A 26,404-nucleotide genomic window follows, 5' to 3' on the forward strand; every position below is an offset into this window, starting at 1 on the left:
AACAGAAAGACCCCTTATGACCTGGGAAACCGTAATCGGACTGGAAATCCACGTCCAACTCAACACAAAATCCAAAATCTTCAGCGGCGCATCGACTGCATTCGGTGCGGAACCCAATGCGCACGCCAGCGTGGTGGAATGCGCGTTGCCGGGCGTACTGCCGGTAATGAACCGCGAAGTTGTTGAAAAAGCCATCAAATTAGGCTTGGCTTTGGATGCGAAAATCAATCAGAAAAACGTGTTCGACCGCAAAAACTACTTCTATCCTGATTTACCAAAAGGCTATCAAATCAGCCAGTTAGATTTGCCGATTGTCGAACACGGCAAATTGGAAATCGTAGTTGGCGACGATGTGAAAACCATCAACGTAACCCGCGCGCACATGGAAGAAGATGCGGGCAAATCCGTGCACGAGGGCTTGAACGGTGCAACCGGTATCGACCTGAACCGTGCCGGCACGCCGCTGTTGGAAGTGGTATCCGAACCCGAAATGCGCTCCGCCGCCGAAGCCGTTGCCTACGCCAAAGCCTTACACAGCTTGGTAACCTGGCTGGACATCTGCGACGGCAATATGGCGGAAGGTTCGTTCCGCGTCGATGCCAACGTATCCGTGCGTCCGAAAGGTCAAGCGGAATTTGGTACGCGCCGCGAGATTAAAAACCTTAATTCCTTCCGTTTCTTGGAACAGGCGATTAATTACGAAGTGGAAGCGCAAATCGAGATTTTGGAAGACGGCGGCAAAGTACAGCAGGCAACCATGCTGTTCGACCCTGAAAAAGGCGAAACCCGCGTGATGCGTCTGAAAGAAGACGCGCACGACTACCGCTACTTCCCTGATCCCGATTTGCTACCCGTCATCATTTCAGACGACCGGTTGCAAAAAGCCAAAGCAGAAATGCCCGAGCTGCCGAAAGAAATGGCGGTACGTTTCGTGGCGGACTACGGCGTGAGCGACTACGACGCGCGCTTGCTCACCGCCAGCCGCGTGCAGGCTGCCTATTTTGAAGAAGCTGCCAAAGCCAGCGGACAAGGTAAGCTGACTGCCAACTGGATGAACGGCGAACTCGCCGCCACGCTGAACAAAGAAGGCATGGAACTTGCCGACAGCCCGATTACCGCTCCGCGCCTCGCTGCGTTGGTAGGTAAAATTGCTGACGGCACTTTAAGCAGCAAGTTGGCGAAAAAAGCCTTTGAAGCCATGTGGGCAGAGCCAGAAGCCACCATCGCCGAAATCATCGAAAAACACGGCTTGCAGCAAATGACCGATACCGGCGCGATTGAAGCCATGGTGGACGAAGTGCTGGCAAACAATGCCAAAGCCGTGGAGCAGTTCAAATCTGGCAACGAAAAAGCCCTGAATGCGATTGTGGGACAAGTGATGAAGGCTAGTAAAGGCAAAGCGAATCCTGCGCAGGTGCAGGAGTTGATTAAAGCAAAGTTGGCTTAAAGCAAGGATAAGGCTACCTGAAAACGATAAAAGGTTTTTCAGGTAGCCTTAATAATGCCGCTTGAGTATCTGTCTAAACTGCAAACTAAGGTGCAGGCTGCTTTGGTCTGCTAGAAAGCAAGCTGCGCTGTTTGCTCAATCAACCCACGCTTCTGTAGGAATAAGCAAGGGTTTCTTCTTGGGAGAATTTTATGAAAATTGCCAAAATCATGGTTTTGTGGCTGGCTTTGGCCGGCAGCGCATTCGCGGCCGGTTTGGACGCATCCGATGCCGGCGAATATGTGCTGCTGGATAAAGACCAGCGCCCCACGCAGATGCAGATGCGCTATTACCAGCGCGGCGCGCAATGGATGATGGACGGGAAAAACGGCAACAGCCCATGGTCGCCGGTGTGCCAAGGCACGGGCGAATGCCGACTGCAAACTTCTTCCGCGCAAAAAATTCACGAATGGAAAACCTTGCTGCCGTCTGAGCTCCGAGCGATGCCGATGGCGTGTATCCACAATCAGGCCTTTGCGTTTTGCCGCATGAGCAAGCCCGATAATCCGAATATGCGCCTGTATTGGTGGTTTGCTTGGCAAAACGGGCGAACCTATGCGCTAGGCTTAAACCGCCTTCGCTGATGCGGGCGCAAATAAAGTTTGTCGCTCAAGTATGTATGCCCAACAGCATAAATGCAGGGCAAAACAGATTGGCACTGCCGATTCTGCACAAACTTTGCAGATGCAGCCTTAAACCATCCTGAAAGGCTACCTGAAAATGCCCAGCCGTTTTCAGGTAGCCTCCTCTTCTGGAAACAAGATGACCAACCTATCAACAGATGAGGCATTGGGCGCCGCTGCCATCGCCGCACACCAATTTTCTTTCAAGAATAAAGCCTATCTGCTGCCACCCCAGCGTTGCGGCTGCTTCTCCTGCCTCGCCATCTTCCGCTCCACCGAGCTGGAGGAAGGCGACTTTGTGCCGGAAAACGACGGGCAATACACGGCATGCTGCCCTTATTGCGGCATCGACAGCGTCATCGGTGAAAATTGCGGATACGCAATCACCCCGGAATTATTGGCAGCCATGCGGGACTATTGGTTTTAAAGGATGTGCATGCCGCAGAATGTTCAGATAGCCTGTTTAGCTCTTATATCATATTGAATCAAAAGAAGGATACTGCTGCGCTAGTTCTCCTTACCCCACTCTGACTTTAATCCACCATACATACACAACCACCTTATGAACCCAGAAGTCCGCTTAGAAAACGGCAAGGTATATCGGCTTGCCCCTGCTTGGAAACGAATCGCGGCCGCCGCCCTAAACTTCGGCCTAGCCTATGCCCTGCTGCAAGCTTTGCTATATTACTTCCCCGGCAACAACGATTTCCATTTGGTGCTGCTGCCGATGCTGGCTTATATGCTGCTGCAAACCATATTGATGTCGCTGAAAGGGCAGTCGCTCGGCAAATGGCTATTCCGCATCCGTGTGTTAGACAAAAACGGCAGCAATCCTGGCTTTCTCGGCACGGTATTGGCTCGGGAAGCGGCTTTTGTGTTGCTGCTGATTTTCTTCCATTGGCCGGCCGGTTTGGCGTATCTCATTTGCCTGGGCATGCTGCTGATTCCCAAATTCGAACGGCGCACCCTGCAAGACCGGTTTATGGGCTCGGTGGTGGTATCGCTATAACAAAGGCTACCTGAAAGCCCATGCTGCCACTTTTCAGGTAGCCTCCCCCATCCACAATCCGCTAGAATACGTCCCTAGCCGCCGTCTCTTGCGGCGCAAGCCAAGGAAACACCATGAAAAAATATCTGATGCTGCCCTTTTTGCTGTTGCTGGCCGCCTGCGGCTTCCGCCTGGCCGGCAGCGACCCCGCGCTCAACCCGCCCCTGCCCTATCAAACCTGGGCCGTACAAGGGCGCGAATTGCAGCAAAATATCGAAACCGAACTGCTGCGCCGCCACGCCAAGCTCGACAGCGCCTTTGCCGATGCCATCATCAAAGTAACCAATATCCAAACCAATAAAAATATCCAAACCCTTAACCTCTCCGGCACGGTAACCGAATACCAGCTGGAGCTCAAAGTGTCCGCCCAAGCCTGGCGCGGCGAAAAAGCCATGGGCGAGCCGATGATGATTACCGTATACCGCACGCTGGACTACAGCGACAGCGAAATCCTCGGTAAACAAGAAGAAGAAGCCCAGCTCTTGGCCGATATGCGAGTGGATGCCGCCCGCCAGCTCGTGCGCCGCCTGGGCTACCTGAAAGCCGAATAATGGCCGCCATCAGCACCGAACGCCTGCTGCCGCAGCTCAAACAGCCCCTGCAAGCGCTGTATGTGCTGCATGGCGAAGAAGCCCTGCTGCGGATAGAAGCCTTAGATGCCATCCGTGCCGCTGCTAAAGAGCAAGGCTACCTGAACCGCGAAACCCACACCCCCGACACCGCCGCCGACTGGCAAGACCTCCTCGCCTCCGCCAACAGCATAGGCCTGTTTGCCGAACTCAAACTGCTTGAAATCCACCTGCCCGGCGGCAAGCCCGGTAAAGCCGGCGGCGAAGCCCTCGAACAACTGGCCGCCAACCTCCCGCCCGACACGGTAACCGTCATCCTCCTACCCAAGCTCGAGCGCGCCCAAACCCAAGCCAAATGGTTTGCCGCCCTCAGCCGCAGCGGCACTGTGGTCGAAGCCAAAGCCATTGATGCCCAAGCCCTGCCCGGCTGGATACGCGGCCGCCTCGCGCAGCATCAATTATCTATCGACAACGAAGCGCTGGCCCTGTTTGCCGAGCGCGTGGAAGGCAACCTCTTGGCCGCCAAGCAGGAAATCGACAAACTCGCCCTGCTCTACCCCGCCGGCCACGAATTGAGCATTGCCGAAACCGAAGCCGCCGTGGCCGACGTAGCCCGCTTCGACGTATTCCAGCTTGCCGCCGCCTGGATGAGCGGCGAACCCGCCCGCGTGGTGCGCCTACTCGAAGGCCTCGAAGCCGACGGCGAAGAGCCTGTGATGCTGCTGTGGATGCTGGCCGACGACATCCGTACCCTCATCCGCCTCACCGCCGCCCTCAAACAAGGGCAAACCGTAGCCCAAGTGCGCAACAGCCTGCGCCTGTGGGGCAGCAAACAGCAACTTGCCCCCCTGGCCGTGCGCCGCATCGCCACCCCGCGCCTCATATCCGCCCTGCAAGAATGCGCCCGCATCGACCGCATCATCAAAGGCGCAGAAACCGGCGAAGCCTGGCCCGCCATCCGGCAGCTGCTGGTGAGTCTGGCCGGCTAATGGTGTTAATGCCATACGGGAATACTGGCAGCTAACCTGCCCAATATAACGATCGAGTGTGCACCCCTCCCCGATAAACATTTATTACCACCCAAATCACCACAGGCTACCTGAAAACCTTCCTACCTTGCTGCAGAAACTTTTCAGGTAGCCTGATTTCATCATGCCGAGCATCAATGCCCAATCCATTGCTATCGGCACAATACTTTTCAGGTAGCCCCTACCAATTCACTCCCACCTGCCGCTCGCCCAGGAGCGACACCAGTTCTTCCAAGAGTTCGGTGGTCAGGCAGGGCTGCCAGCGGCTATCGGGGATGAGCTCGCCGCTGGCTTGGCCGTTGGCGTAGTGCAGGCGCAGGGGGACGCGTTTGCCGTCGCCGCCGCGTTGCAACAGTTCAGCCAGGCGGGAGATGTCATGGTGGGGGGCGAGGTGCAGGGTGAGGGCGCGGGCGTAGTGGCTGCGGGCTTCCTGCAGGGTATAAACGCGGTTGGCGATGATGCGCAGGCCGTCTTCGCCGCCGTAGTCGTCGCGGCTGATGCGGCATTCGGCAATCAACACTTGGTCGGCGCGCAGGGTGTCGCGGCCAAGCTGCTCGAGCGTTTCGCCGCTAATCATCACTTCGGCTTTGCCGCCGGTGTCTTCCAGCGTGATGAAGGCAATTTTGCCGCGTTTGCCCACCATGCTGCGGATGGAGGTGGCGAAGCCGGCCACGCGCACGTTGTCGTTGGGCTTGAGCTGGGAGAGGCGGGTGGGGGCGAATTGGCGCACTTCTTTTTCGGCCGGGCCGAAGGGGTGGCCGGAAAAATAGAAGCCGATGGCCTGTTTTTCTTCGGCCAGAAGCTCGGCTTCGCACCAGGCGGGCACGTCGATCATTTCCAAGGGGGCAATCGCATCTTCCACCATATCGAACAGGCCGCCTTGGTTGGCATTTTCTTCCTGCTGCTCGGCGTTGCTCATGGCCAGGTCGATGTTGGCAAGCAGGCGGGCGCGATTGGGCTCGATGCTGTCAAACGCGCCGCCGCGCACCAGGGCTTCGATGGTACGGCGGTTGATGTGCTGGCGGCTCACGCGCTCGCAGAAATCGAACAGGCTCTTAAACGTGCCGCCTTCTTCTCGCGCGGCCACAATGGCTTCCACCGCGGCTTCGCCGGTGCCTTTAATCGCGCCCAGGGCATAACGGATGCGGCGTTGGGCGTCGGGCTGGAAGTGGTAGCCGGAATGGTTGACATCGGGCGGCAGGAAGCGGATGCCGTTGTCGCGCGCGTCGTCGTAGAACAGCTTGAGCTGGTCGGTGTTGTCCAACTCGCTCGACATGGTGGCGGCCATGAATTCGGCCGGGTAGTGGGCTTTGAGCCAGGCGGTTTGGTAGGCCACCAGGGCGTAGGCGGCGGCATGGGACTTGTTGAAGCCGTAGCCGGCGAATTTTTCCATGTAGTCGAAGATTTCATCGGCTTTTTCGCGGGCAAGTCCCTGCTTGGCCGCGCCTTCGGCAAAGATTTCGCGGTGTTTCGCCATTTCTTCGGGCTTCTTCTTGCCCATGGCGCGGCGCAATAAGTCTGCCCCGCCGAGCGAATAGCCGCCGATCACCTGCGCGGCCTGCATCACCTGCTCCTGATACACCATGATGCCGTAGGTGGGTTGCAACACGGGTTCGAGCAGCGGGTGCATATATTCAAAGCGCGCGCCTTTCATGCGGGCGATGAAATCCGGAATCAGATCCATCGGGCCGGGGCGGTAGAGCGACACAAAGGCGATGATTTCTTCCAGCTTGGTGGTGTTGGCCTGCGCCAGCATCTTTTTCATGCCGGTGGATTCAAACTGGAACACCGCCGTGGTGTTGGCCTTGCGGAATACCTCATAGGCTTGCTGGTCGGTGAGGTCGATGTGGTTCACATCGATGCGCTCGCCGGTGGTTTGCGCAATAAATTCCTGCGCCATCTCGATAATGGTGAGGTTGCGCAGGCCGAGGAAGTCGAACTTCACCAGCCCGATGTCTTCCACGTCGCCTTTGTCATACATGGAAACGGGCGAGGCGGATTCGTCGGCCTGATACACCGGGCAGAAATCGGAAATCTTGCCCGGCGCAATCAACACGCCGCCGGCGTGCATACCGAGGCCGCGCGTGAGGTCTTCCAGCTTTTTGGCCAGCTCCATCAGCTCTTCGGCCTCTTCCTCTTCCAGCACCTTGGCGATTTCCGGCTCGGCCTCCATCGCCTTTTCCAAGTTCAGCGGTTTGTTGGCTTCCAGCGGAATCAGCTTGGAGAGCCGGTCGCACACGCCAAAGGGTAGCTCCAGCACGCGCCCCACGTCGCGGATCACGGCTTTAGACGACAAGGTGCCGAAGGTAACAATCTGGCTCACCGCCTCGAAGCCGTATTTTTGGCGCACATATTCAATCACACGGCCGCGGTTGTTTTGGCAGAAGTCGATATCGAAGTCGGGCATCGACACGCGCTCGGGATTGAGGAAACGCTCAAATAGCAGCGCATAGCGCAGCGGGTCTAAATCGGTAATTTTTAAGGAATAAGCCACCAGCGAGCCCGCACCCGAGCCGCGCCCCGGTCCCACCGGGCAGCCGTTGTTTTTCGCCCAGTTGATGAAGTCGGCCACAATCAGGAAGTAGCCCGGGAAGCCCATCTGCACGATGGTGCCCAGCTCGAAATCCAGCCGCGCCTGGTATTCCGGCAGCTTTTGTTCGCGTTCCGCCTCATCCGGATAAAGCGCGGCCAGCCGTTCGCGCAGGCCTTGGTTGGATAAGTGGGCGAGATAGTCGTCCAAGCTCATGCCGTCGGGCGTGGGAAACTGCGGCAGGAAGTTTTTGCCCAGCGTGAGCGTGAGGTTGCAGCGCTTGGCGATTTCCACCGTGTTTTGCAATGCCTCGGGCAAATCGGCAAAACGGGCGGCCACCTCTTCCGGCGAAGCAAAATACTGGCCGGCCACAAAATCGCGCGGGCGGCGTTTATCGGCCAGCACCCAGCCGCCGGCAATGCACACGCGCGCATCGTGCGCCTTGAAATCGTCGGGGTTTAAAAACTGCGCCGGATGGGTGGCCACCACGGGCAAGCCCAGCTCTGCCGCCAATTTGAGGCTACCTGAAACCGAAGTTTCCCATTCCGGTTTTTCAGGTAGCCTTTGCAGTTCCAAATAAAAAGCATCGGGAAACCATTGCGCGTATTTCTGCGCGGCGGCGCAGGCGGCGCTGTCATGGCCGTTCATCAGCTGGCGGCCCACTTCGCCCAAATGCGCGCCGGACAGGCAGATCAGCCCTTCGTTGCCGCCTTCGGCCAGCCATTGCGGCTCCAGCTCGGCGTGGGCAACATTGCGATCCGTGCCCACATAAGCGCGGGTGAGCAGCTCGCACAGGCGGCGGTAGCCCGCTTCGTTGCGCACCAAGAGCATGGCGCGGAAAGGCTGCTCGGGGTTTTCCGGATTCGCCACCCACACATCCGCCCCCACCACCGGCTTGATGCCCGCGCCGCGGCAGGCTTTATAGAATTTCACCAGGCCGAACGTGTTCATCAAATCGCTGATGCCCAGCGCGGGTAGGCCGAAAGCGGAGGCCTTCTTCACCAGCTCTTTGATGCGCAAAGTGCCGTCGGTGATGGAAAATTCGGTGTGTTGGCGCAGGGGGATATAAACAGGGGCGGTCATATTTCGGGCTTGCGGAGGGGTTGGGCTACGCGCTTTCAGGTAGCCTGATTGGAAACAGGAAGGGCGCACATTGTACCGCAAACGGCTGCTGAACGCGGGCGAGTGATGAAGTAGCGGCAAGATTTTCAGGTAGCCTCTCAATCCACCAACAGGCTACCTGAAACCCTCATTCCTCAAACGGCTTGCGCTGCCAAAACCTCCTGCCCAAGCACTGCGGCTGCATTGCCCCGCTCTGCCCCAGCACGAAATCCAGCTGCCCGCTGCGGGCGGTGGTGTAGAGCCGGATGCGGTGGGCGGAGAGGCGGTGCCGCACAATGGCGGCGGGGTGGCCGTAGGGGTTGGCAAAACCGTTGGCCGCCACCGCTGCTTCAGGCGCCACGGCATTCAGATAGGCCGAATCAGATGAAGAGCGGCTGCCGTGGTGCCCCAGCACCAATAATTGGCTGTGCAGCGAATCGCTATATGTGCCCACCAGCCAGCGCTCGCCCGCGATGCCCAAATCGCCGCCCGCCAGCACGGCCTGCCCGTTGGCCAACACGCGCAACACGCAGCTTTGTTCGTTGTCATCGGCTTCGGGGTTTCGCGGCGGGGTGAGGAATTCAAAATACACGCCGTCCCATTCCCACGTGGTGCCGCCGGCGCACCATTCGGCTGCGCCGGCATAGGCTTCCGGCTGGCCGGCATACAGTTTGTGCGGCGCAAAGGCTGCCTGAACGGCGGGGAAGCCACCGTCGTGGTCGGTATCGTGATGCGAGAGCACCAGCACATCGGGCGGCGGCAGCCCCTGCGCCAGCAGGTTGGGCACCAGCTGCGTCTGTGCCGCCCCTGCCGTGCCGGTGTCGAACAGCAGCCAATGGTTTTGCGTGCGCACCTGCAAGGCAAGCCCCTGCCCTACGTCCACAATCCGCACCGCCGCCGTGCCGTGCTCCGGCGCGGGCGTGCGATACAGGCAGGATGCCGCCAACACCAGCGCCGCCCAAGGCCGCAATCCCAGGCCGCGCGGTAATAGCCACACTGCCAGCGCGGCCAACACGGCCAGCCAAAACAGCGGCGGCAAATGCGCCAGTGCGCCGGTGGGCACGATGCCGCCCGCCCACACCACCGCGCCCATGGTGTATTCGCTGATGGCAGCCGCCATTTTCAGGTAGCCTTCAAACGGCAGCAGCACCGCCAGCAAAGCCAGCGGCACCAACACCCAGGAAAACCACGGAATCAGCAGCGCATTGGCCAAAGGCGCGGCCAGCGGCACGGTGCCGAATACCTGCCCGGCCTGCCAAAACCCCAACAGCGTGGCCGCATATTGGACACGCAGCGCGATGCGCCATTTGCCGGAATGCTTGGCCGTACGCAGCCAGCCGCCTTCTGGTGCATCGTCATCCGGCATGGCCTCCAGCCGCCCTTGTGCCACCCAAATCAGCGCCGCCACCGCGCCGAAGGAAAACCAAAAGCCCACACCCAAAGCCGAGAGCGGGTCGAACAGCAGCACCACGGCCAAAGCCTGCCACCAAGCCCGCCACGGCGCAGGGCTGCCGCGCCGATACCATTGCCAGGCAAACACCGCCAGCATCAGCAAACTGCGCTGAATCGGCACGCCGAAGCCGGCCAATGCCGAATAAAACAAAGCCGCTGCCAAGCCCGCCGCCAAATACCAGCGTCGCGGCTCGGCCATCGGCAGGCGCAGCAGAAAAAGCCGCGCCAAATACGCTGCCGCCAGCGCCACCATACCGATGTGCAGCCCCGACACGCTAATCAGATGATTGATGCCCAACACCCGAAACGCCTGCCAATGCTCATCCGCCAGCCCGCCGTATCCGCCGCCACCGAGGCTACCTGAAAATCCAGCCGCACCCGTTGAAACTCCGGTTCCGCCGGCCACTGCTGCGATAGCGCCAACTGCACCCGCCACACGCCGTAAAGCAGCCCGCACAGCAGCCACCACGCCCCACGGGCGCGCCGGAAGCAGCCAATCAGGGCGAGCAGCAGCGCCGAAGCTGAGGCAACGGCAACAAAATGTGCTGCCGGCAACAAAAAAGCCAGCAGCACACCCGCCACCCAACAGCACAACCCGCCCAAACGCATAGCTACCTCATTGTTTATTATTTTTAATCAACTATAGATTGCCTTATAGCAAACCGCTGCCGAATTGGCAAAGAAGGATAAAGGCTACCTGAAACAACTTTCAGGTAGCCTCTAGCGCAAATACACCCCGCTCTGCGCATCCACAATCCGGCTCGGCCGCTTCGATCCGCCGCAGCGGCCGTTAACCACATACACATCCCTTCCAAAGCAGCGCCGCACCTCGCGCTGATGCCGCAAAGCCCGCCGTCCGCTGCGGTTGCACGAAGTGGACACCAGCGGCGTGCCCAACAGCGCACACAAGCGGCGGGCCCCATCATGTGCCGGCACGCGCACCGCCAGTTTTTCCCGACCGTGCCCGCGTAACAGCGCCGGCACGCTATCGGCTGCCGCAAATAAAAACGTAACCGCCGCCGGCCAAGTGCTTTGCGCCAGCCGGCGTTGGTTTTCAGGTAGCCTTTGCAGCAACGGCTCAAGCTGTTTCAAATCATTGCCGATAACAATCAATCCTTTATGCTGTGGCCGCTTTTTCAGCTGCATCAGCCGACGCAAGGCACGGCGGTGCGTGGGCAGGCAACCCAAACCGTAGCTGGATTCCGTAGGATAGGCCACCAAGCCGCCACGGTGCAGGTGCGCGCGCAACCCTCGGGCGGCAGCAGCGGAAAGGATTCGTGGGAACATGATTCTTGCGGGATGCTTATGCGGGATGAAAAGCGGTATTGTAATCTGAAACCGGCAGGCTGTTTACCGTGTTGCTATCCTGTTTGGGTTTCGCAGCAGCTCGTCTTCCTGCGAAGATCTCGTTTTAGCTCCGCAGAAACGCGCCCTCCTCCGGAAATCTCGTTTTCACTGCATCAACTTTCAGGTAGCCTGCCGTCTGCACTCTCCCGCACCCGCTTGCCCCTGACCAATTTACTTTACTTGCCCGCTAATAGTTCTTTCAGCATAGGCCGAAAGAACTATTGTCCGCCAAGAAGCCGTTGCTAGAATTTCGCGCGCTTCAGGTAGCCTATTGCTTGGGCTGCTGCTTACACCACCTAAAGGAGAAAACAAATGCGCCGTTTCAGCCAAACCGCCCTCATGCTCGCCCTGGCTTGTGCCGCCCTGTCGGCCTCAGCTAAAGAAATTACCGTTTCCGCCGCCGCCAGCCTGAAAGAAGCGTTCCAGGAAATCAACACTGCCTATAGCCGTGCCCACCCCGACACGCAAATCCGTTTGAACACCGCCGCTTCCGGCGTGCTGCTGCAACAGCTGGTGCAGGGTGCGCCGGTGGATGTGTTGGCCACTGCCGACCAAGAAACCATGGATAAGGCTGCCGAAACCAAGGTAATCGCTCCCGCCAGCCGCCGCACTTTCGCCATGAACGACTTGGTGCTGATTCAGCCGCAAAACGCCGCCGTGCGCGTGAACACCCTGCAAGATTTGAGCAAACCGCAGGTGCAGCGTGTGGCCGTGGGCAACCCCGCCAGCGTGCCGGCCGGCCGCTACACTAAAGCCGCACTGGAAAAAGCCGGCCTGTGGCAAGCGGTGGAAGGCAAAATGATTTCCACCCAAAACGTGCGCCAGGCGCTGGATTATGTGTCGCGCGGCGAAGTGGATGCTGGCTTTGTATACCGCACCGATGCCATGCTGATCCGCGACCGAGTGCGCATCGTACGCACCGTACCGCTGGAAAAACCGGTGTCCTACGCGATTGCCGTGACCGCTTCCAGCAAAGATGCCGCCGAAGCCGCTCGCTACTTAGACTTCATCCGCTCGCGCGAAGGCAACCGCATTTTGCAGAAATACGGCTTCAACCCGGCTAGACGCTAAACCGAAATTGTAGGAAAAGAGGCTACCTGAAAAGTAGAATAACGCTTTCAGGTAGCCTTTGGCATAGCAGCAGGCAGGTATAAAATCTGCTCCTGCCAAGTTTCAGGTAGCCTCTGATGGTTGCAAAACCTGCGCTGCCAGCTAAAAATTGGCAGGCTGCCTAAACCCAATTTGCAATGGCTCACAAACCATATTGTGCAGTCTCAAGCCATCTCTCCATTCCACCACCAATTATTACGCTATTTCAAAGGAATCTGTGTGTTTCAAGACGTATTGCCCGCACTGCTGCTCTCGCTGAAAGTCTCTTTTTGGGCGAGCGGGCTGAACCTCGTGCTGGGCGTGGCCGTGGGCTGGCTGCTGGCGCGCTGCCGCTTTCCCGGGCGCAACCTGCTAGATGTGGTGCTCACGCTGCCAATGGTGATGCCGCCCACCGTGATGGGCTACTACCTGTTGGTGCTGTTCGGGCGCAACGGCGTGCTCGGGCAGCTATTGCAGGAATATTTCGGCATCAGCCTGATTTTCACCTGGCAGGGCGCGGTGTTGGCAGCAACGGCGGTTACCTTCCCGCTGGTGTGCAAGCCGGCGCGGGCGGCGTTTGAAGAAGTCAACCCGCAGCTGGAGCAGGCAGCGCGGGTGCTCGGCTTGGGCGAATGGGCGGTGTTTTTGCGGGTTACGCTGCCTTTGGCCTGGCGCGGTATTTTGGCCGGCCTGCTTCTGGCCTTTGCCCGCGCGTTAGGTGAATTCGGCGCCACGCTGATGATTGCCGGCAGCATCCCCAACCAAACGCAAACCCTCTCCATCGCGGTATATGAAGCCGTGCAGGCCGGCGACGACGCGCTGGCCACCAAGTTGGTAATCCTGATTTCGGCGGTGTGTGTGGCCGTGTTGTGGAGCGTGAACCATCTGGCCAAAGCAAAGGATAAAGCATGAGCGGCACACCGGTTTTCGATTTCGCCTTCCATACGCGCCTTGTCGGCGGCGGGCAGACTTTTGAACTGAATTGCCGCTGTCAAAGCCAAGCTAAACGGCTGGCCATCGTGGGCGAATCCGGCTCGGGCAAAAGCCTCACTTTGCAGCTGCTGGCCGGGCTATTGCACCCGCAGGCCGGGCATGTGCGCATTGGCGGCACATGCTACGGCGACACCGACAAGCGGCTGTGGCTGCCGCCGCAACAGCGGCAGGCCGGGCTGCTGTTTCAGGATTACGCCCTGTTCCCGCACCTTACGGTGGCGCAAAATATCGCCTTCGGCCTGCGCCACGGCTGGCGCACCCCGCCGCAAAAGCAAGCTGTGCGGCTGGCCGAATTTTGGCTGGACAAAATGCAGCTCACTGCCCTGGCCGCACACTATCCGTACCAAATCTCCGGCGGCCAGCGCCAGCGCACCGCCCTCGCCCGTGCCTGCATCGCCAGCCCGCGCTGGCTGCTCCTGGACGAACCCTTCTCCGCCCTCGACATCGGCCTGCGCAACCGCATGCGGCAATGGCTGCTGGATTTGCAGCAGGAGCTAGATATCCCCATGCTGCTCATCACCCACGATCCGGAAGATAGCGAAATCCTCGCGCAGGAAGTGGCGCATATGTCGGCCGGCCGGCTGGCATACGGCGTGTCCGGCTAAACGCTGTGCTAATGGTTATAAAAAGGCTACCTGAAAACCGAAAAATGGTTTCAGGTAGCCTTTTCGCCATTTATTCATTCCACAAAAGGCCGTAGCCCCAAACTATCAATAATTTGATCAGACAGATTTTGCACCTCGCGACCGCCTTCGCTGATCTGCGGTTCTTTCTGCCGGAGGGCGCGTTCGGTTTGGCGGGTACCGGCAAAAGCAGGCTGATGCAGGCAGGGTTCGATGCTAAAACGTTGCATTTCAGCCTGATTGGTGGGGAAGGCACAGTGGCGGCCGGCAATATTGCGGCTGCCTGTGGCTAGGGTTTCATAAATGCCTTGAGTGGCAGAATCCACCATATCTGCTCCCATTTGGCTGATGCTTTTCAAATTAACGGGCTCGTCTTTGGCGAAAACCGGGCTGCTGATGAGCAGGCAGAGGATGAGCATGCTGTATTTCATGTTTGTTTTCTGGTGTGTGTTGCAAAAAAAACAGCCTGATGTGATTTACATTTCAGGCTGCTTTCGCTCTCGCGCGGGGATTAGCGGTGCTGCTTTTGATAATCCTCGTTCCACGCCTGAACGGCAGTGTTGGCATCGCGCGCGGCAGAGTGCAGGGTGTTGCAGGCAGACAAAGTACCCAGCAAAACAGCGCATAAAACGATTCTTTTCATCTGGATTTTTCCTTTTAATTGATTGATATGTGTGCTTGATGATTAAGCTTGTTTGGCGGCTTGCATATTTTGGATAAACCGGTCAAACAGATAACCGACATCTTGCGGGCCGGGGCTGGCTTCGGGGTGGCCTTGGAAGCAGAACACGGGTTTGTCGGTCAGCTCGATGCCTTGCAAGGTGTTGTCGAACAAGGATTTGTGGGTAATCCTTGCGTTGGCGGGCAGGGTGTCGGCATCGACGGCGAAGCCGTGGTTTTGGCTGGTGATGACGACTTTGCCGCTATCCAAATCTTGCACGGGGTGGTTTGCGCCGTGGTGGCTGAAGTGCATTTTCAGGGTTTTTGCGCCGATGGCTAGGCTGATGAGCTGGTGTCCCAAGCAGATGCCGAAGATGGGTTTGCCGCTTGCCATCAGTTTTTGCACGGCTTCGATGGCGTAGGTACAAGGCTCGGGGTCGCCGGGGCCGTTGGAGAGGAATACGCCGTCGGGGTTGAGTGCCAACACGTCTTCCGCGCTGGTTTGGGCGGGGACGACGGTCAGGCGGCAGCCGCGTGCGGCGAGCATACACAAGATGTTGGTTTTTACGCCGAAATCGTAGGCAACAACGTGGAACGGTTGTTCGGCAGGAGTAACGAAACCTTTGCCCAACGCCCATTCGCCTTCGGTCCATTCGTAGGCTTCTGTGCAGGAAACTTCTTTTGCCAAATCTTTGCCGACCATGCTGCCGAACGCGGCGATGAGTTCTTGCGCTTTTTCAACCGTAGCGTCCGCGCCGGTCAGAATTGCGCCGCCTTGTGCGCCTTTTTCACGCAGCAGCGTGGTCAGGCGGCGGGTGTCGATGTCGGCGATGGCGACGGTTTTGTTGCGTACCAAATAGTCGTGCAGGCTTTCGGAGGCGCGGAAGTTGCTGTGCAGCAGCGGCAGGTCGCGGATAATCAGGCCTGCGGCATAAACGCTGCGGCTTTCTTCATCTTCGGCGTTGGTGCCGGTATTGCCGATGTGGGGGTAGGTGAGGGTAACGATTTGTTTGCAGTAGGACGGGTCGGTCAGGATTTCCTGATAGCCGGTCATGGAAGTATTGAACACGACTTCGCCGGAAGTCGAGCCTTCGTAACCGATTGATGTGCCGTGAAATACGCTGCCGTCAGCGAGAACGAGAAGGGCGGGAGTGGTCATGATTGGTGTCCGGATGCGGGGGATAAAAAAACACGTTTCGCGGCTTTCTAAGCGGGGCAAAACGTGCTTCGGCGCGGGCGGTGCTGCCTGCCGGAAGCACGTTATTTTAATGGACAACGGGAGGTCGGGGCAAGTTTGAACCGGGCGGTTTCAGGTAGCCTGAACGTTGGCGCAGGCGGCTTATATCCGGCCGCTGCCCTACCGAAGGCTACCTGAAAATTGAGGAAGGCAGACAAAACAAAAGGCTGGCACATCCACACCAACCCATCACTTTGAGGCTACCTGAAAACATAACCTAAACGAAATTCAAACGAGGGCTTTGCCGGGAAACCGGTTGCTGCAGAACCCAAACAAGGCCGCCGTATTTTTCAGGTAGCCTTTGAGTATGATTGCAAAGGCTACCTGAAAGCCTGCGCTTATTCCGGCAGGCGGCTGATGCGGATTTGTTCGATGCGCTGGCCGGCTTTGGCGGCCACGGTGAAACGCCAGCCGTGGTAGTCGAGAATATCGCCCACTTCGGGCAGGGTTTTCAGCTCTTCAATCATCAGGCCGGCCACGGTGTGGTAGTCGGCATCTTCTTCGGGCGGCGGCAGACCGAGCTGGGGGGCAAGTTCGGCGTATTCGTGGCTGCCGTCCACCAGCAGGCTGTCGCTGCTGTCGGTGCTGTGTTCGCCAGGCTGGGCGTTGGGCTCTTTGCGCTCGTAGGCTTCGGGGAATTCGCCGGCAATGGCGGAAAGCAAGTCTTTGGTGGTAACCATACCCTGCACTGCGCCGAATTCGTCCACCACGAGGGCGTAGTCGGCGCCGCTTTGGCGGAACTGCTCGATGGCAGAAAGAGTGTTGGTGCTGTCGGGTAGGATGAGCGGCTGGCACAGGGCGGCTTGGATATCCGGCTCTTGCCCGGCTAGAAGCTGGTTGAGCAGGTCTTTTTTGTTGATGTAGCCCAAAGGCTCGTCGGCACCGGCCTTGCCCACCACGAGGAGGCGGGAATATGGGGTGTTTTGCAGCTGGGCGTATTGCTGCTCGCGGCTTTGGGAAATATCGAGCCGTTCAATGTCGCGGCGGGGCACCATGATGCCGGGCAGGGGGCGCTCGGCCAGGGTAAGCACGCTGCGGATCATGGATTTTTCGTTTTCTTCAAAGTGGCCGGCATCGTGGCTTTCTTCGCCGGCTTTGGCCAGCATGGTTTCGCGGATGCCCATCATACCGAGCACATTCTCGGCGGTACGGCGGCGCCAAGAGCGGCTGCCGTAGGCATTTTTGTCGGTGTTGCGCTGGGAGATTTGGTTGAACACTTCAATCAGCACCGAGAAGCCGATGGCGGCATACAGGTAGCCTTTGGGGATGACTACGTGGAAGGCTTCGGCAATCAGGCTGAAGCCGATCATCAAGAGGAAGCCGAGGCAGAGCATCACCACGGTGGGATGGCGGTTGACAAATTCGGTGAGTGGTTTGCTCGCCCAAATCATCATGGCCATCGCCACAATCACCGCTGCCATAGCGATTTGGATGTGCTGCACCACGGCTACGGCGGTCACCACGGCATCGATGGAAAACACAGCATCGAGCACGAGAATCTGCAACACCACGCCCCAAAACGGCGCATGTTGTTTGCGATGGTCGGTATCGGAAACGGCATAGTGGTTGGCGCCTTCCAGCCGTTCGTGCAGCTCGGTGGTGGCCTTATACAGCAGGAACAGGCCGCCCACAAACATGATGATGTCTTTACCGGCCACTTCCAGCCGCCCCAGGGCAAACAGCGGGGTGGTAAGCTGCATGATACGGCCCATAAAGGCGAGCATGAGCAGCCGGATGAGCACGGCCAAAGTCAGGCCGGTGATGCGGGCGCGGTCGCGCTGGGCAGGGCGCACTTTGCCGGCCAAAATGGCCACGAACACCAAGTTGTCGATGCCGAGCACAACTTCGAGAATAATCAGCGTAGCGAAGCCCAGCCAGGTTACCGGGTCGGCCAGCCAAGAGAAATCCATGAATTCGAATCCTTGATTGCAAGTAATAACAACAATCAAAGGCTACCTGAAAACGCTATGAGCAGCTTTCAGGTAGCCTTTAAATACATGCCGTGCACACACTTATCCGCCGAGGCAGGCTCGGGCTCTAGAGAGGCGGGGGAATCAGTGTGCATATCGGCTTGGGAAGAATAATGAGGCGGTAAGTTTAGCAGATTGCAGCGGCTTGCTGAAGAATTATGGCTTCAGTCACGCACAAAACGGTATGGCTGCTACACCACCGGCCGCTGGCGGTAAAACAGCAGCCCAGGCAGCGCCAACCCGAAGGCCAGTGCGCCGATAACGAAGCCGGATTTCACAAAATAATCCACCGCCTGCCCCAAAAGCTGCTCGGAGAAGCCCTTATGGTTCATTTGCACCAGCGCAATCATCGCTTTATAAACATACACGCCCGGAATCATCGGAATGATAGCGGCCACGGTAAACACTTTCGGGTGCGCCCGGTAGCGTTGCGACAAATACACGCCGATAAAGCCCACCAGCGAAGCCGCACACAGCGTGGCCAGGCCTTGCGACAGGCCGAACTGCATCATGAGCGTGCGCGAACCATGTCCCAACGCGCCCAGATAAGCGCAGTATTTCAACGCATTGCGCGGCACATTAAACAAAATCGCAAAGCCCACGGCGGGGATGGCGGCAAAAAACATATCATCTAGCAAATTCAGCAGCATGGTTTAATCCCAAGCGGAAACATTCAACAGGCTCAAGGCCAACACGATGCCCAAACAGGTGCTGAAGGTGAGCAGCGTGGCCACTGCCCAACGGCTCATGCCCATGTTCACATGGCCTTTGAGCATATCGGCCAGCGAGTTAATCAGCGGTACCCCCGGCACCAAGAGCAACACGCTGGCTGCCGTAGCGATTTCCGGGTGTGCGCCCCAGCCGAACTTCAGCGCCGTGCCCGACACCATCGAAGCCACAAACGCGGTTACCGCAAACACCACCGCCGGATTGTAGTGCCGTGCCGACAGCGACTGGCGCACCCACATGCCGCAGGCCGAAGCGATAAACGTGATGAAGCAAATCAGCGGGTCGCCGCCCGAAAGGTGGGCAAAGCTCGCGCAAGAGAGCCCCACCATAAACACCACAAAATAGCGGTTGTATTTTTCCGGCTTCACAGCATCCAACCGCTCGCGCACTTCCTGCACGCTATACAGCCCGTCTTCCGCATCCAGCACGATATGCTGCACCGCCGTGATCACCGACATATTGATCCCCTTGTCGAAATTCTTGCGCGTGGTGGTGATGCACTGGTTGCCGCGGCGCGTGGTGATTACAATCGCATTCGGCGTGAGCGCACACTCCACGCTGTCCATACCCAGCGCACGACCCAGCCGCACGGCGATTTGGTCGATCAGCGTGCTTTCCGCGCCATATTGCAACAGCAACAGCGCGGCATGGATACACAGGCGGGTAATTTCCTGCTGCTGTGCGTAATCATCGGAAACGAAGGGTGGGGAGATGGGGGCGGGAGTCGTCATCTGAATAAACCGGTTGGCGAAAACGGAAGGAGACGGCTTGCGGAAAACGGCTGGAAATGCTGCGGGCAGCAAGCCATTTGCTTGGATTGATGATGAATGCAAATTATACCGCAAGCCCCGTTGGGCAGCCACTGATCGCCGAAGGCCACATCTCCTGCTGCCTCGGATTAGCTTGCTAAAAACCACCTCGATTAAACATGCAATATAGCCGGCAAAAAGGCTACCTGAAATCCTTCACTTCGCAGAAACGCTGCGGTGTTGTGTTTTCAGGTAGCCTTTCATTGTGCCGGATTCAGCCTACTCACTATCTGCTGCGGCTAGGTGTTCTCCATAGCTGCAAGATAGCCTGTTTCTGCTCGGGTGGAATAGCTGTATCCTGCACCAACACCGTCTCCCTTCCCTGCAAATCTCGGATGGTGATGCGGTATTGTTGGTGCGTGGTGCCTGCTTGATAGAGCCACGGCGCCTGTTGCGGTGTCAGTTTGCGGGCGGCGGTTTGGCCGATCCAATCGAAAGTGCCGTCGCCGTTGTTGTAGAGGTAGGAGCGTGTGCCGTCGGCATGCCGCTGCCAGGCTTTGGTAGCGGTTGTGGGGTGGCGGCTATCATCAAACACCACCCCGAGTTCGCCGCCGCGGGTACGCTCGATTTTTACCGAAGCCACGCGCGGCGCATTCTTCAGGCGGATGCCGAAACCATAGCGGTAACTTGAATTGGCGGCGCTCCTGCCCACTTCGGCCTGCACCCCGCCCGCCGCTTCCATTTTGTAATCTGCCGTCTGCTGCCCACGCGGCATACCGCCCACAGTCGAACACGCGCCCAGCAGAGCTGCGGCGACAAAAGGCAATAAATATTTGGCTGCTTTCATTTAAACCTCCTCCTGTCGATAAGTATGGCCATTCTATCAGCAAGCACCGATTTCCACGATATAATCCCCTCCCCAACCACCCTGCCCCCACACCGCCATGAACGACCACCAACTGCTGCGCTACAGCCGCCACATCCTGCTCGACGAAATCGGCACCGAAGGCCAGCAAAAGCTGCTGGATGCCTGCGTGTTGGTGCTCGGCTGCGGCGGGCTGGGCAGCGCCGCCCTGCCCTATCTGGCCGCTGCCGGCGTGGGGCGGCTGATTATTGCCGACCACGACCGCATCGACGAAACCAACCTCCAGCGCCAAACCGCCTACCGCGAAGCCGACATCGGCCGCCTCAAAACCGAAGCCATGGCAGGCTACCTGAAACAGCTCAACCCCGCCTGCCAAATCGAAACCCACGGCAAACTGGATGAAGCCGCCCTGCTGCGCCTGCTGCCCCAATGCCAGGCCACGCTCGATTGCAGCGACAACTTCTCCGCCCGCCAAGCCCTCAACGCCGCCGCCTGCGCCACCCGCACCCCGCTGGTTTCCGGCGCCGCCACCCGCTTCGACGGCCAAATCGCCACCTACCGCCCCGACCTGCCCGGCCAGCCCTGCTATGCCTGCCTGTTCGACCGCGAACAAGACAACGACGGCGCCTGCGCCCTGTTCGGCGTATTCGCCCCGCTGGTGGGCATCATCGGCACCACCCAAGCCGCTGAAGCCCTGAAAATCCTGCTCGGCCTGCCTGCCGAAAACGGCGTTTTGCGCTGCTACAACGCACTCAGCGGCCAATGGCAGCATTTCGCCATCCCCAAAAACCCCGCCTGCAAAGTGTGCGGCGGGCATAAAAAGGCTGAAGAGGCTACCTGAAAACATCCGTAGCGGGTTAGCCGCGAGCATCGTATACAAATAACCGGAAACGTTACATTGCGGCTTTCAACCCAACCCAAGCTAGACACCAAAAAGGCTACCTGAAACATTTTTCAGGTAGCCTTTACCGATTACAGATTACTGATAACTCACTGTAGGCCGAATACCGGAATCCAACACCAGCCAGCCATTGGCAACAGCAAACGCCGCCGATCTTCCATATTTCAGTTTCAGGTAGCCTCATTCTCATCCAAAGGCTACCTGAAACCGCCAACCGCATCACTCCTCTTCCTTATCCAAGCCCAATTCGCGGGCATACACGGCGGCGCGTACGCGGTTGTCGATGTTGAGTTTGCGGAAGATATTCTGCATATGCGCCTTCACCGTGTTTTCGGATAAAAACATCCGCCGGGCAATCATTTTGTTGCTGATGCCGCCAGCCACATAGCGCAACACATCACGCTCGCGCTGGGTGAGGGAATCGAGGATGGCAGAATATTCTGGCGGAATGCTCTGGCCGGCGTTGTTCATTTCGGGCGACACAGTTTGCTGCCCGGCCACGGCTTGGCGGATGGCTTCCACCAGGAAATCGGTGTCGGCATTTTTCAAAATATAGCCGCGCGCGCCCAGCTCGAGGCATTTTTTCAAGTTGTCGGCATCTTCGGAAATGGTGAGCATCAACACCGGCAGCCCGGGCTGGAAATCCAGCATTTGAGCCAGGGCTTCGGGGCCGTTCATCACCGGCATTTCCACGTCGAGCAGCACCAAATCGGGGCGGTGGAAGCGGGCAAGCTTCACGCCCTCGAGGCCGTCGGTGGCTTCGGCAACGATTTCAAAACCGTATTCCTGCGCGAGCAGAAAACTGAGCCCGCGCCTGAACAGGGGGTGGTCGTCTACCAGGAGGATGCGGATGTTGGATTCAGTCATGGGGCTACCTGAAAATAGTGGGTATAGTGGATTACTAGCTGAAATTGCCGGGAATATGCAGGCGCACTTCGGTGCCGCTGCCGGGCCGGGAGCGGATGCTGATTTCCGCCCCGATTTTTTCCGCGCGCTCGTGCATCACGCTCAGGCCGATATGTTGGCCGGGCTCGGCTTCGGCGCGGCTTTCCGGGTCGAAGCCCTGCCCGTCGTCGCGCACGATTATGGTGAAGCCGTCGCCGTTTTCCAGCAGCACTTCGGCCTGCTGCGCGTCGGCGTGTTTGCGGATGTTGGACAGGGCTTCCTGCAAAATAAACAGCGCCTGCGTTTGCTGCTCGCTGTTGAGCAGGCAGTCGCCGCCGCTAATGTGCAGCACCACGGGAATGCCAGCTTGCTTGCGGCTGCGCTCGATTACGCTGCGCACGGTTTCGGCGAAGTTGCCGTATTGCGGTTTGGCGCGGAAATGGTCGAGCAGTTCGCGCACGTCTTCGTAGCAATATTGGATGCCGTCGCGAATCATCTCGATATTGTCGCGCACGGATTTGTCATCCGGCAGCAGTTTGTTTTTACTGAGCATCTGAAAGCGCATATTGATGAACGACAGCGACTGCGCCAGGCTGTCGTGCAGGCTGCGGGCAATGCGGCTGCGCTCTTCGAGTACGGCGTTTTGCTGTTTGAGCAGGGTCATGGCGGCGTTTTCGCGAGCGATGCCCAGCTGGGTGCACAATAAGCGCATCAGACCGGTGTTTTGCGCGGAAAGCAGCGGTACGGTCGGCTTAGACAGCGCCAGCCAGCCTTGGAACCCGCCCAAGGCATAAATGGGCACCAGCGCCACCAAAGCGCCCTCTTCGCCCTGCATCCACACCATATTGCCGGCTTCGCTTTCCTGTTCGGCAGTATGGGTGTGCGGCAGGCGTTCGGCCAAACCCTCCAGCAGGCCGATGTCGCAGGCGGTGGTAAAGCCTTTTTCCGCCAGCCAGAAAATGCCGCCGCCCCCGCTGTGGGAAAGGCGCAGCATCCGCTCCAGAAAGGCTTGTTCCACTTCGCTGCCGAAGCTTTGCTTGTGCAGGTAGGAGGTAACGTAATACAGCATTTCCCACTCGCTTTTCTGGCGCGAGAGGGCGGCGGTTTTTTCGGCTACTTTGTCTTCCAGGTGGGCATACATTTCCTGCAGGTTGTCGGCCATGCGGTTGAAGCCGTCGGCCACGGCTTCGAATTCGTCGCCGGAATTCGAACCGGCGATGCGCGTGCCCAAGCGGCCGTGGGTGATTTGGTTCATGGCTTGGTACAGCGTGCCGAGCGGGCGCAACACCACTTGCCGCAACAGGCGGAAACTGACGGCGGCGGAAAGCAGGATCAGCAGCATCAGCCCGATACGCCCGCTTCGCAGCCAGCCGATGCTGCGGGTGTTTTGCTCTTCCAGCAGCCGGGCATAGGTGTCGATGCCGGTGTGCAGGCGTTCGGCCTGCTCCAGTAGGGCGGCAGTATCCGGTTTCGCGGCAGTTTGCAAGAAGGCTTCGGTATCGCGGCGCACCTGTTCGAGCTGGTGTGAGGCCGGCTCGTCCCACCAGGTGCAGCACACGGCATGCTGGCGGCTGTTCAGCCCTTTGAGCGTGTCTGCCACCTGCTGCACGGGCAGCGGCGCGCCGGGATTTTGAACGGCAGCCATGGTAAGGCGGTGAACTTGGTCGTTCAGCCGTCCTGTCTGGCGGATAGCGCCCGCCCGCTCTTCCAGCCGCCAGGTGGCCACCACCGTCATCGACACAAACAGCAGCAAACCGCCCGCCCATAGCAAAATCGCTGTGAGCAGCCGTGCCGACAGGCTGCGCCGCAATGCATTCTGCGGCGGCAGGCTACCTGAAAACAGCGGCGTTTCGCTGGAAACGATATGTTTGGGCATAGCGGGCAATCGGATGAATCAATATTGAGCGGTATTATAGTCGCTTTCCGAAAGAGGCTACCTGAAAACAGCGCGCCAAAACCGTTTCGCTATATTTCGCTATATAATGCCGCTTTCCTTTTTCCGCACCGTCATGAACTACGCCGCCCAGCTGGCCGCCCTCGCGGCCGCCCAAACCGAAACCATCGCCCGCCACCGTTTAGACAACGGCGAAACCGTGTGGCTGCGCAAAGCCGCCCCGCGCCAAGCCGCCTGGCGTTACAGCCTGCTCAACGGCCTAGCCAAAGTGTGCCGCTTGGGCGTGCTCACCCCGGTGCCCAATCCCGGCGGCGAGGCCGGCATCGCCATTGAAGCCGACCGCCTGCGCGAGCTGGCCGAAGCCGGTATTACCGCGCCCAAGTTATTGGCCGTGCAGGACAATGCCCTATTGATGAGCCATGTGGGCGAGCAAACCCTGCTCATCGCCATCGAAAAGCAAACCGAAGCCGGCAGCCTCGAAGGCTGGCTGCAAGGTCTGCATGCCATCGAAGTCGTACACCGGCAAAACCAATTCCTCAGCCAAGCCTTCGCCCGCAATATGGTGCTGACCGAAACCGGCGGCATCGGCTTTATCGACTTCGAAGACAACCCCGCCACCGTGCTCAGCCTGCAGCAGTGCCAAGGCCGCGACTGGCTGTGCTACCTGCAATCCACCGCCGACATCCTCCTGCGCGGCGGACTGCTCGATCAGGCAGCCGAACATTGCAAAGCCTGCCTGCAAAGGCAAAATCCCGCTATAATCCGCACCTTGCGCCGCAGCGTGCGCCCCATTTTGTGGATGCGCAGTATCCAATCCGAACGCTGGGGCTGCGACACCCTGCGCCTGGCCGCCCTGGCCGATTTGTTTTATCGCATGGGCGAAATCTAAAGCAGATTTTCAGGTAGCCTTTAATCGGCAATAAGAAGGCTACCTGAAAGCCGCACTATTTTTCAGGTAGCCTTAAAGCTTACGTTTCACACCCCAACCATCATGCAAACATCCCGCCTCCCCCTTATCGCCGCCGCCCTGTTGGTTTCCGCCCACAGCGCCGCCCAAACCCAAGCCCCCGCCGGCGCCCTGGCCTGCACCCAAATCAGCGACCCTGCCGCCCGCCTCGCCTGCTACGACCGCAGCATGGGCACACAACTGCCGCCCACCCAACCCTTATCTACCCCCGCCAACAGCAAGGCTGCCATCGATATCCAACAAAGCATCGAGCAAAGCCAGGCCGAGAGCACGCCCAAAGTGGTGCTCACCGAAGCCCCTGCCGCCCCCACCCAGCCGCAAGCCTTCAGCCCGCTCAGCCTCGCCTACGATTTAGACGTCAACCACGAATCCGGCATCCTCAGCGTGCGTGCGCATCGCCCCATCTACCTTCTGCCCGGCTGGTACAACAGCTCACCCAACCGCAACCCCTCCTCTCCCGAGCACACTTCCGCCATCCCCGAGCAGCAGCGCCAAAACCATGTGGAAACCAAAATGCAGGTTTCCTTCAAAACCAAGCTGCTGCAAGACCTGTTCGGCACCAATGCCGACCTTTGGTTCGGCTACACCCAAGTTTCACACTGGCAAGTATATAAAGGCTCCATGTCCTCTCCCTTCCGCAACACCGACTACGAGCCCGAAATCTTCCTCACCCAGCCGGTGAAAGCCGACCTGCCCGGCGGCGGTAGCCTGCGGATGCTCGGCATCGGCGCCGCACACCAATCCAACGGCCAAAGCGACCCCCTCTCCCGCTCTTGGAACCGCATCTATGCCATGGCCGGCATGGAATGGGGCAAACTTACCGTGGTACCGCGCCTGTGGTGGCGTATCCCCGAAAAAAACAGCGACGACGACAACTCCGACATCAACCGCTACATGGGCTACGGCGATCTGCAAATGTACTACCGCTTCAACGACCGCCAAAGCCTCGGTGCCCTCGCCCGCTACAACCCCGCCAGCGGCAAAGGCGGGCTGCAGCTAAACTACACCTTCCCCATCGCCGGCCGGCTCAAAGGCTATGTACAGGCCTTCCACGGCTACGGCGAAAGCCTGCTCGACTACAACCACAAACACAACAGCATCGGCTTGGGCGTACTGCTAAACGATTGGGACGGTTTCTGAACTGCACACTAGTTTTTCAGGTAGCCTTTTTATTCAAACAGGCTACCTGAAAATTTAATGAATGATTTAGCGCATAAACCGCCATAAAATACCGACACCCCCTCTCAAATCCGTACCTAGTCTGAATTCCGAGCAAATCAGTATATTTAATTTTCGCTGTAGTTTCATGCCGCTAGCATTTTACATTCACACTTGCTTACAATCAGGAAAAAGCAGGTTAAATCATAGTATTAGCCTTGCCTTCCCTATTAGGCGGCCCTATAATTCGTTCCGTTGAGTGGTCATGGATGACTGCTTAACAAGTTTCTCCTCTATTTCTCCTTTGTAGATTTGGCGCATATTAGATATGCGCCGCTTTTTTTGCCCGCGTTTGCCGCATAAATATTCCCACTGCTTGGCACATTCAAATCTGAATCAGCCAAACAAATCATTATAGTGGATTAAATTTAAACCAGTACAAGGCGGCGAGCCGCAGACAGTACACATAGTACGGCAAGGCGAGCCAACGCTGTACTGGT

General features: G+C 58.4%; 25 protein-coding genes. 12 read left to right on the top strand and 13 right to left on the bottom strand.

Annotated features, from left to right (window positions below):
* Positions 1-16 precede the first annotated feature (16 nt).
* From gatB to holA, 6 genes are all read left to right on the top strand, one after another.
* Entirely contained in the window at positions 17-1,447 is a 1,431-nt protein-coding gene (gene gatB / locus HMPREF2541_RS00550; RefSeq protein ID WP_049257843.1) for an Asp-tRNA(Asn)/Glu-tRNA(Gln) amidotransferase subunit GatB, read from the top strand.
* 191 nt (positions 1,448-1,638) lie between these two features.
* Positions 1,639-2,070: a hypothetical protein gene (locus HMPREF2541_RS00555; protein WP_003824371.1), complete on the top strand. Its 432-nt coding sequence runs from the start codon at positions 1,639-1,641 to the stop codon at positions 2,068-2,070.
* A gap of 178 nt (positions 2,071-2,248) precedes the next feature.
* Positions 2,249-2,536 (top strand): hypothetical protein, encoded by a 288-nt coding sequence (locus tag HMPREF2541_RS00560; protein WP_070541249.1) that lies wholly within the window; start codon positions 2,249-2,251, stop codon positions 2,534-2,536.
* Between the two features lie 135 nt (positions 2,537-2,671).
* Entirely contained in the window at positions 2,672-3,118 is a 447-nt protein-coding gene (locus tag HMPREF2541_RS00565; protein WP_070541251.1) for an RDD family protein, read from the top strand.
* Between the two features lie 113 nt (positions 3,119-3,231).
* Positions 3,232-3,708 (top strand): LPS-assembly lipoprotein LptE, encoded by a 477-nt coding sequence (gene lptE, locus HMPREF2541_RS00570; protein WP_070541253.1) that lies wholly within the window; start codon positions 3,232-3,234, stop codon positions 3,706-3,708.
* Complete coding sequence (gene holA / locus HMPREF2541_RS00575) at positions 3,708-4,715, top strand: DNA polymerase III subunit delta (protein WP_070541255.1); 1,008 nt, start codon at positions 3,708-3,710, stop codon at positions 4,713-4,715. The genes lptE and holA overlap by 1 nt, the downstream gene beginning before the upstream one ends.
* A gap of 220 nt (positions 4,716-4,935) precedes the next feature.
* Here the strand turns inward: holA and dnaE are convergent, their stop codons facing one another.
* The 4 genes from dnaE to HMPREF2541_RS00590 all read right to left on the bottom strand — a co-directional run bounded on the left by dnaE (position 4,936) and on the right by HMPREF2541_RS00590 (position 11,127).
* Complete coding sequence (gene dnaE / locus HMPREF2541_RS00580; RefSeq protein ID WP_070541257.1) at positions 4,936-8,367, bottom strand: DNA polymerase III subunit alpha; 3,432 nt, start codon at positions 8,365-8,367, stop codon at positions 4,936-4,938.
* A 166-nt stretch (positions 8,368-8,533) separates the two neighbouring features.
* The gene (locus HMPREF2541_RS00585) at positions 8,534-10,138 is read right to left on the bottom strand and encodes a DNA internalization-related competence protein ComEC/Rec2 (RefSeq protein WP_246824956.1); all 1,605 of its coding nucleotides are present in this window, start codon (positions 10,136-10,138) and stop codon (positions 8,534-8,536) included.
* Positions 10,117-10,446, bottom strand: a complete 330-nt coding sequence (locus HMPREF2541_RS12445; RefSeq protein WP_231109803.1) for a hypothetical protein — start codon at positions 10,444-10,446, stop codon at positions 10,117-10,119. The genes HMPREF2541_RS00585 and HMPREF2541_RS12445 overlap by 22 nt, the downstream gene beginning before the upstream one ends.
* A gap of 111 nt (positions 10,447-10,557) precedes the next feature.
* Entirely contained in the window at positions 10,558-11,127 is a 570-nt protein-coding gene (locus HMPREF2541_RS00590) for an L-threonylcarbamoyladenylate synthase (protein ID WP_064103199.1), read from the bottom strand.
* A gap of 369 nt (positions 11,128-11,496) precedes the next feature.
* Between HMPREF2541_RS00590 and modA the strand changes: the two genes are divergently transcribed.
* The 3 genes from modA (at position 11,497) to HMPREF2541_RS00605 (ending at position 13,871) form a co-directional block, all read left to right on the top strand.
* Positions 11,497-12,255: a molybdate ABC transporter substrate-binding protein gene (modA, locus tag HMPREF2541_RS00595; RefSeq protein WP_070541259.1), complete on the top strand. Its 759-nt coding sequence runs from the start codon at positions 11,497-11,499 to the stop codon at positions 12,253-12,255.
* A 258-nt stretch (positions 12,256-12,513) separates the two neighbouring features.
* Positions 12,514-13,185, top strand: a complete 672-nt coding sequence (gene modB, locus HMPREF2541_RS00600) for a molybdate ABC transporter permease subunit (RefSeq protein ID WP_003824355.1) — start codon at positions 12,514-12,516, stop codon at positions 13,183-13,185.
* Positions 13,182-13,871, top strand: coding sequence for an ATP-binding cassette domain-containing protein (locus tag HMPREF2541_RS00605; protein WP_003824354.1), 690 nt, complete (start codon positions 13,182-13,184; stop codon positions 13,869-13,871). Before modB ends, HMPREF2541_RS00605 begins: the two co-directional genes overlap by 4 nt.
* 74 nt (positions 13,872-13,945) lie before the next feature.
* On the opposite strand, the gene HMPREF2541_RS00610 is transcribed toward HMPREF2541_RS00605, so the two are convergent.
* From HMPREF2541_RS00610 to HMPREF2541_RS00635, 7 genes are all read right to left on the bottom strand, one after another.
* Positions 13,946-14,320, bottom strand: coding sequence for a hypothetical protein (locus tag HMPREF2541_RS00610; RefSeq protein ID WP_064103201.1), 375 nt, complete (start codon positions 14,318-14,320; stop codon positions 13,946-13,948).
* 80 nt (positions 14,321-14,400) lie between these two features.
* Positions 14,401-14,532: a hypothetical protein gene (locus HMPREF2541_RS12520; RefSeq protein WP_003824352.1), complete on the bottom strand. Its 132-nt coding sequence runs from the start codon at positions 14,530-14,532 to the stop codon at positions 14,401-14,403.
* A 42-nt stretch (positions 14,533-14,574) separates the two neighbouring features.
* Positions 14,575-15,708: a glutamine-hydrolyzing carbamoyl-phosphate synthase small subunit gene (carA, locus tag HMPREF2541_RS00615; protein ID WP_070541261.1), complete on the bottom strand. Its 1,134-nt coding sequence runs from the start codon at positions 15,706-15,708 to the stop codon at positions 14,575-14,577.
* A 416-nt stretch (positions 15,709-16,124) separates the two neighbouring features.
* Positions 16,125-17,696 carry a TerC family protein gene (locus HMPREF2541_RS00620; protein ID WP_003824348.1) on the bottom strand — a complete coding sequence of 524 codons (1,572 nt, stop codon included), beginning with the start codon at positions 17,694-17,696 and terminating at the stop codon, positions 16,125-16,127.
* A gap of 251 nt (positions 17,697-17,947) precedes the next feature.
* Positions 17,948-18,406 carry a threonine/serine exporter family protein gene (locus HMPREF2541_RS00625; RefSeq protein ID WP_003824346.1) on the bottom strand — a complete coding sequence of 153 codons (459 nt, stop codon included), beginning with the start codon at positions 18,404-18,406 and terminating at the stop codon, positions 17,948-17,950.
* A gap of 3 nt (positions 18,407-18,409) precedes the next feature.
* Positions 18,410-19,216, bottom strand: a complete 807-nt coding sequence (locus HMPREF2541_RS00630; protein WP_023887121.1) for a threonine/serine exporter family protein — start codon at positions 19,214-19,216, stop codon at positions 18,410-18,412.
* Positions 19,217-19,520: 304 nt separating this feature from the next.
* Complete coding sequence (locus HMPREF2541_RS00635) at positions 19,521-20,081, bottom strand: hypothetical protein (RefSeq protein WP_049257832.1); 561 nt, start codon at positions 20,079-20,081, stop codon at positions 19,521-19,523.
* A 97-nt stretch (positions 20,082-20,178) separates the two neighbouring features.
* On the opposite strand from HMPREF2541_RS00635, the gene HMPREF2541_RS00640 reads away from it, so the two are divergent.
* Positions 20,179-20,940, top strand: coding sequence for a HesA/MoeB/ThiF family protein (locus tag HMPREF2541_RS00640; protein ID WP_003824343.1), 762 nt, complete (start codon positions 20,179-20,181; stop codon positions 20,938-20,940).
* Between the two features lie 279 nt (positions 20,941-21,219).
* On the opposite strand, the gene HMPREF2541_RS00645 is transcribed toward HMPREF2541_RS00640, so the two are convergent.
* Positions 21,220-21,867 carry a response regulator gene (locus HMPREF2541_RS00645; RefSeq protein ID WP_070541263.1) on the bottom strand — a complete coding sequence of 216 codons (648 nt, stop codon included), beginning with the start codon at positions 21,865-21,867 and terminating at the stop codon, positions 21,220-21,222.
* Positions 21,868-21,901: 34 nt separating this feature from the next.
* Positions 21,902-23,761, bottom strand: a complete 1,860-nt coding sequence (locus HMPREF2541_RS00650) for a histidine kinase (protein ID WP_070541265.1) — start codon at positions 23,759-23,761, stop codon at positions 21,902-21,904.
* Between the two features lie 106 nt (positions 23,762-23,867).
* Between HMPREF2541_RS00650 and HMPREF2541_RS00655 the strand changes: the two genes are divergently transcribed.
* Both HMPREF2541_RS00655 and HMPREF2541_RS00660 read left to right on the top strand, forming a co-directional pair.
* A complete protein-coding gene (locus HMPREF2541_RS00655; protein ID WP_003824338.1) occupies positions 23,868-24,668 on the top strand; it encodes a BUD32 family EKC/KEOPS complex subunit in 801 nt (266 codons plus the stop codon).
* 102 nt (positions 24,669-24,770) lie between these two features.
* Positions 24,771-25,886, top strand: coding sequence for a phospholipase A (locus tag HMPREF2541_RS00660; RefSeq protein ID WP_064086948.1), 1,116 nt, complete (start codon positions 24,771-24,773; stop codon positions 25,884-25,886).
* The last annotated feature ends 518 nt before the right edge of the window (positions 25,887-26,404 follow it).

The sequence above is a fragment of the Eikenella sp. HMSC061C02 genome (assembly GCF_001809035.1).
Taxonomy (GTDB): Bacteria; Pseudomonadota; Gammaproteobacteria; order Burkholderiales; family Neisseriaceae; genus Eikenella; species Eikenella corrodens.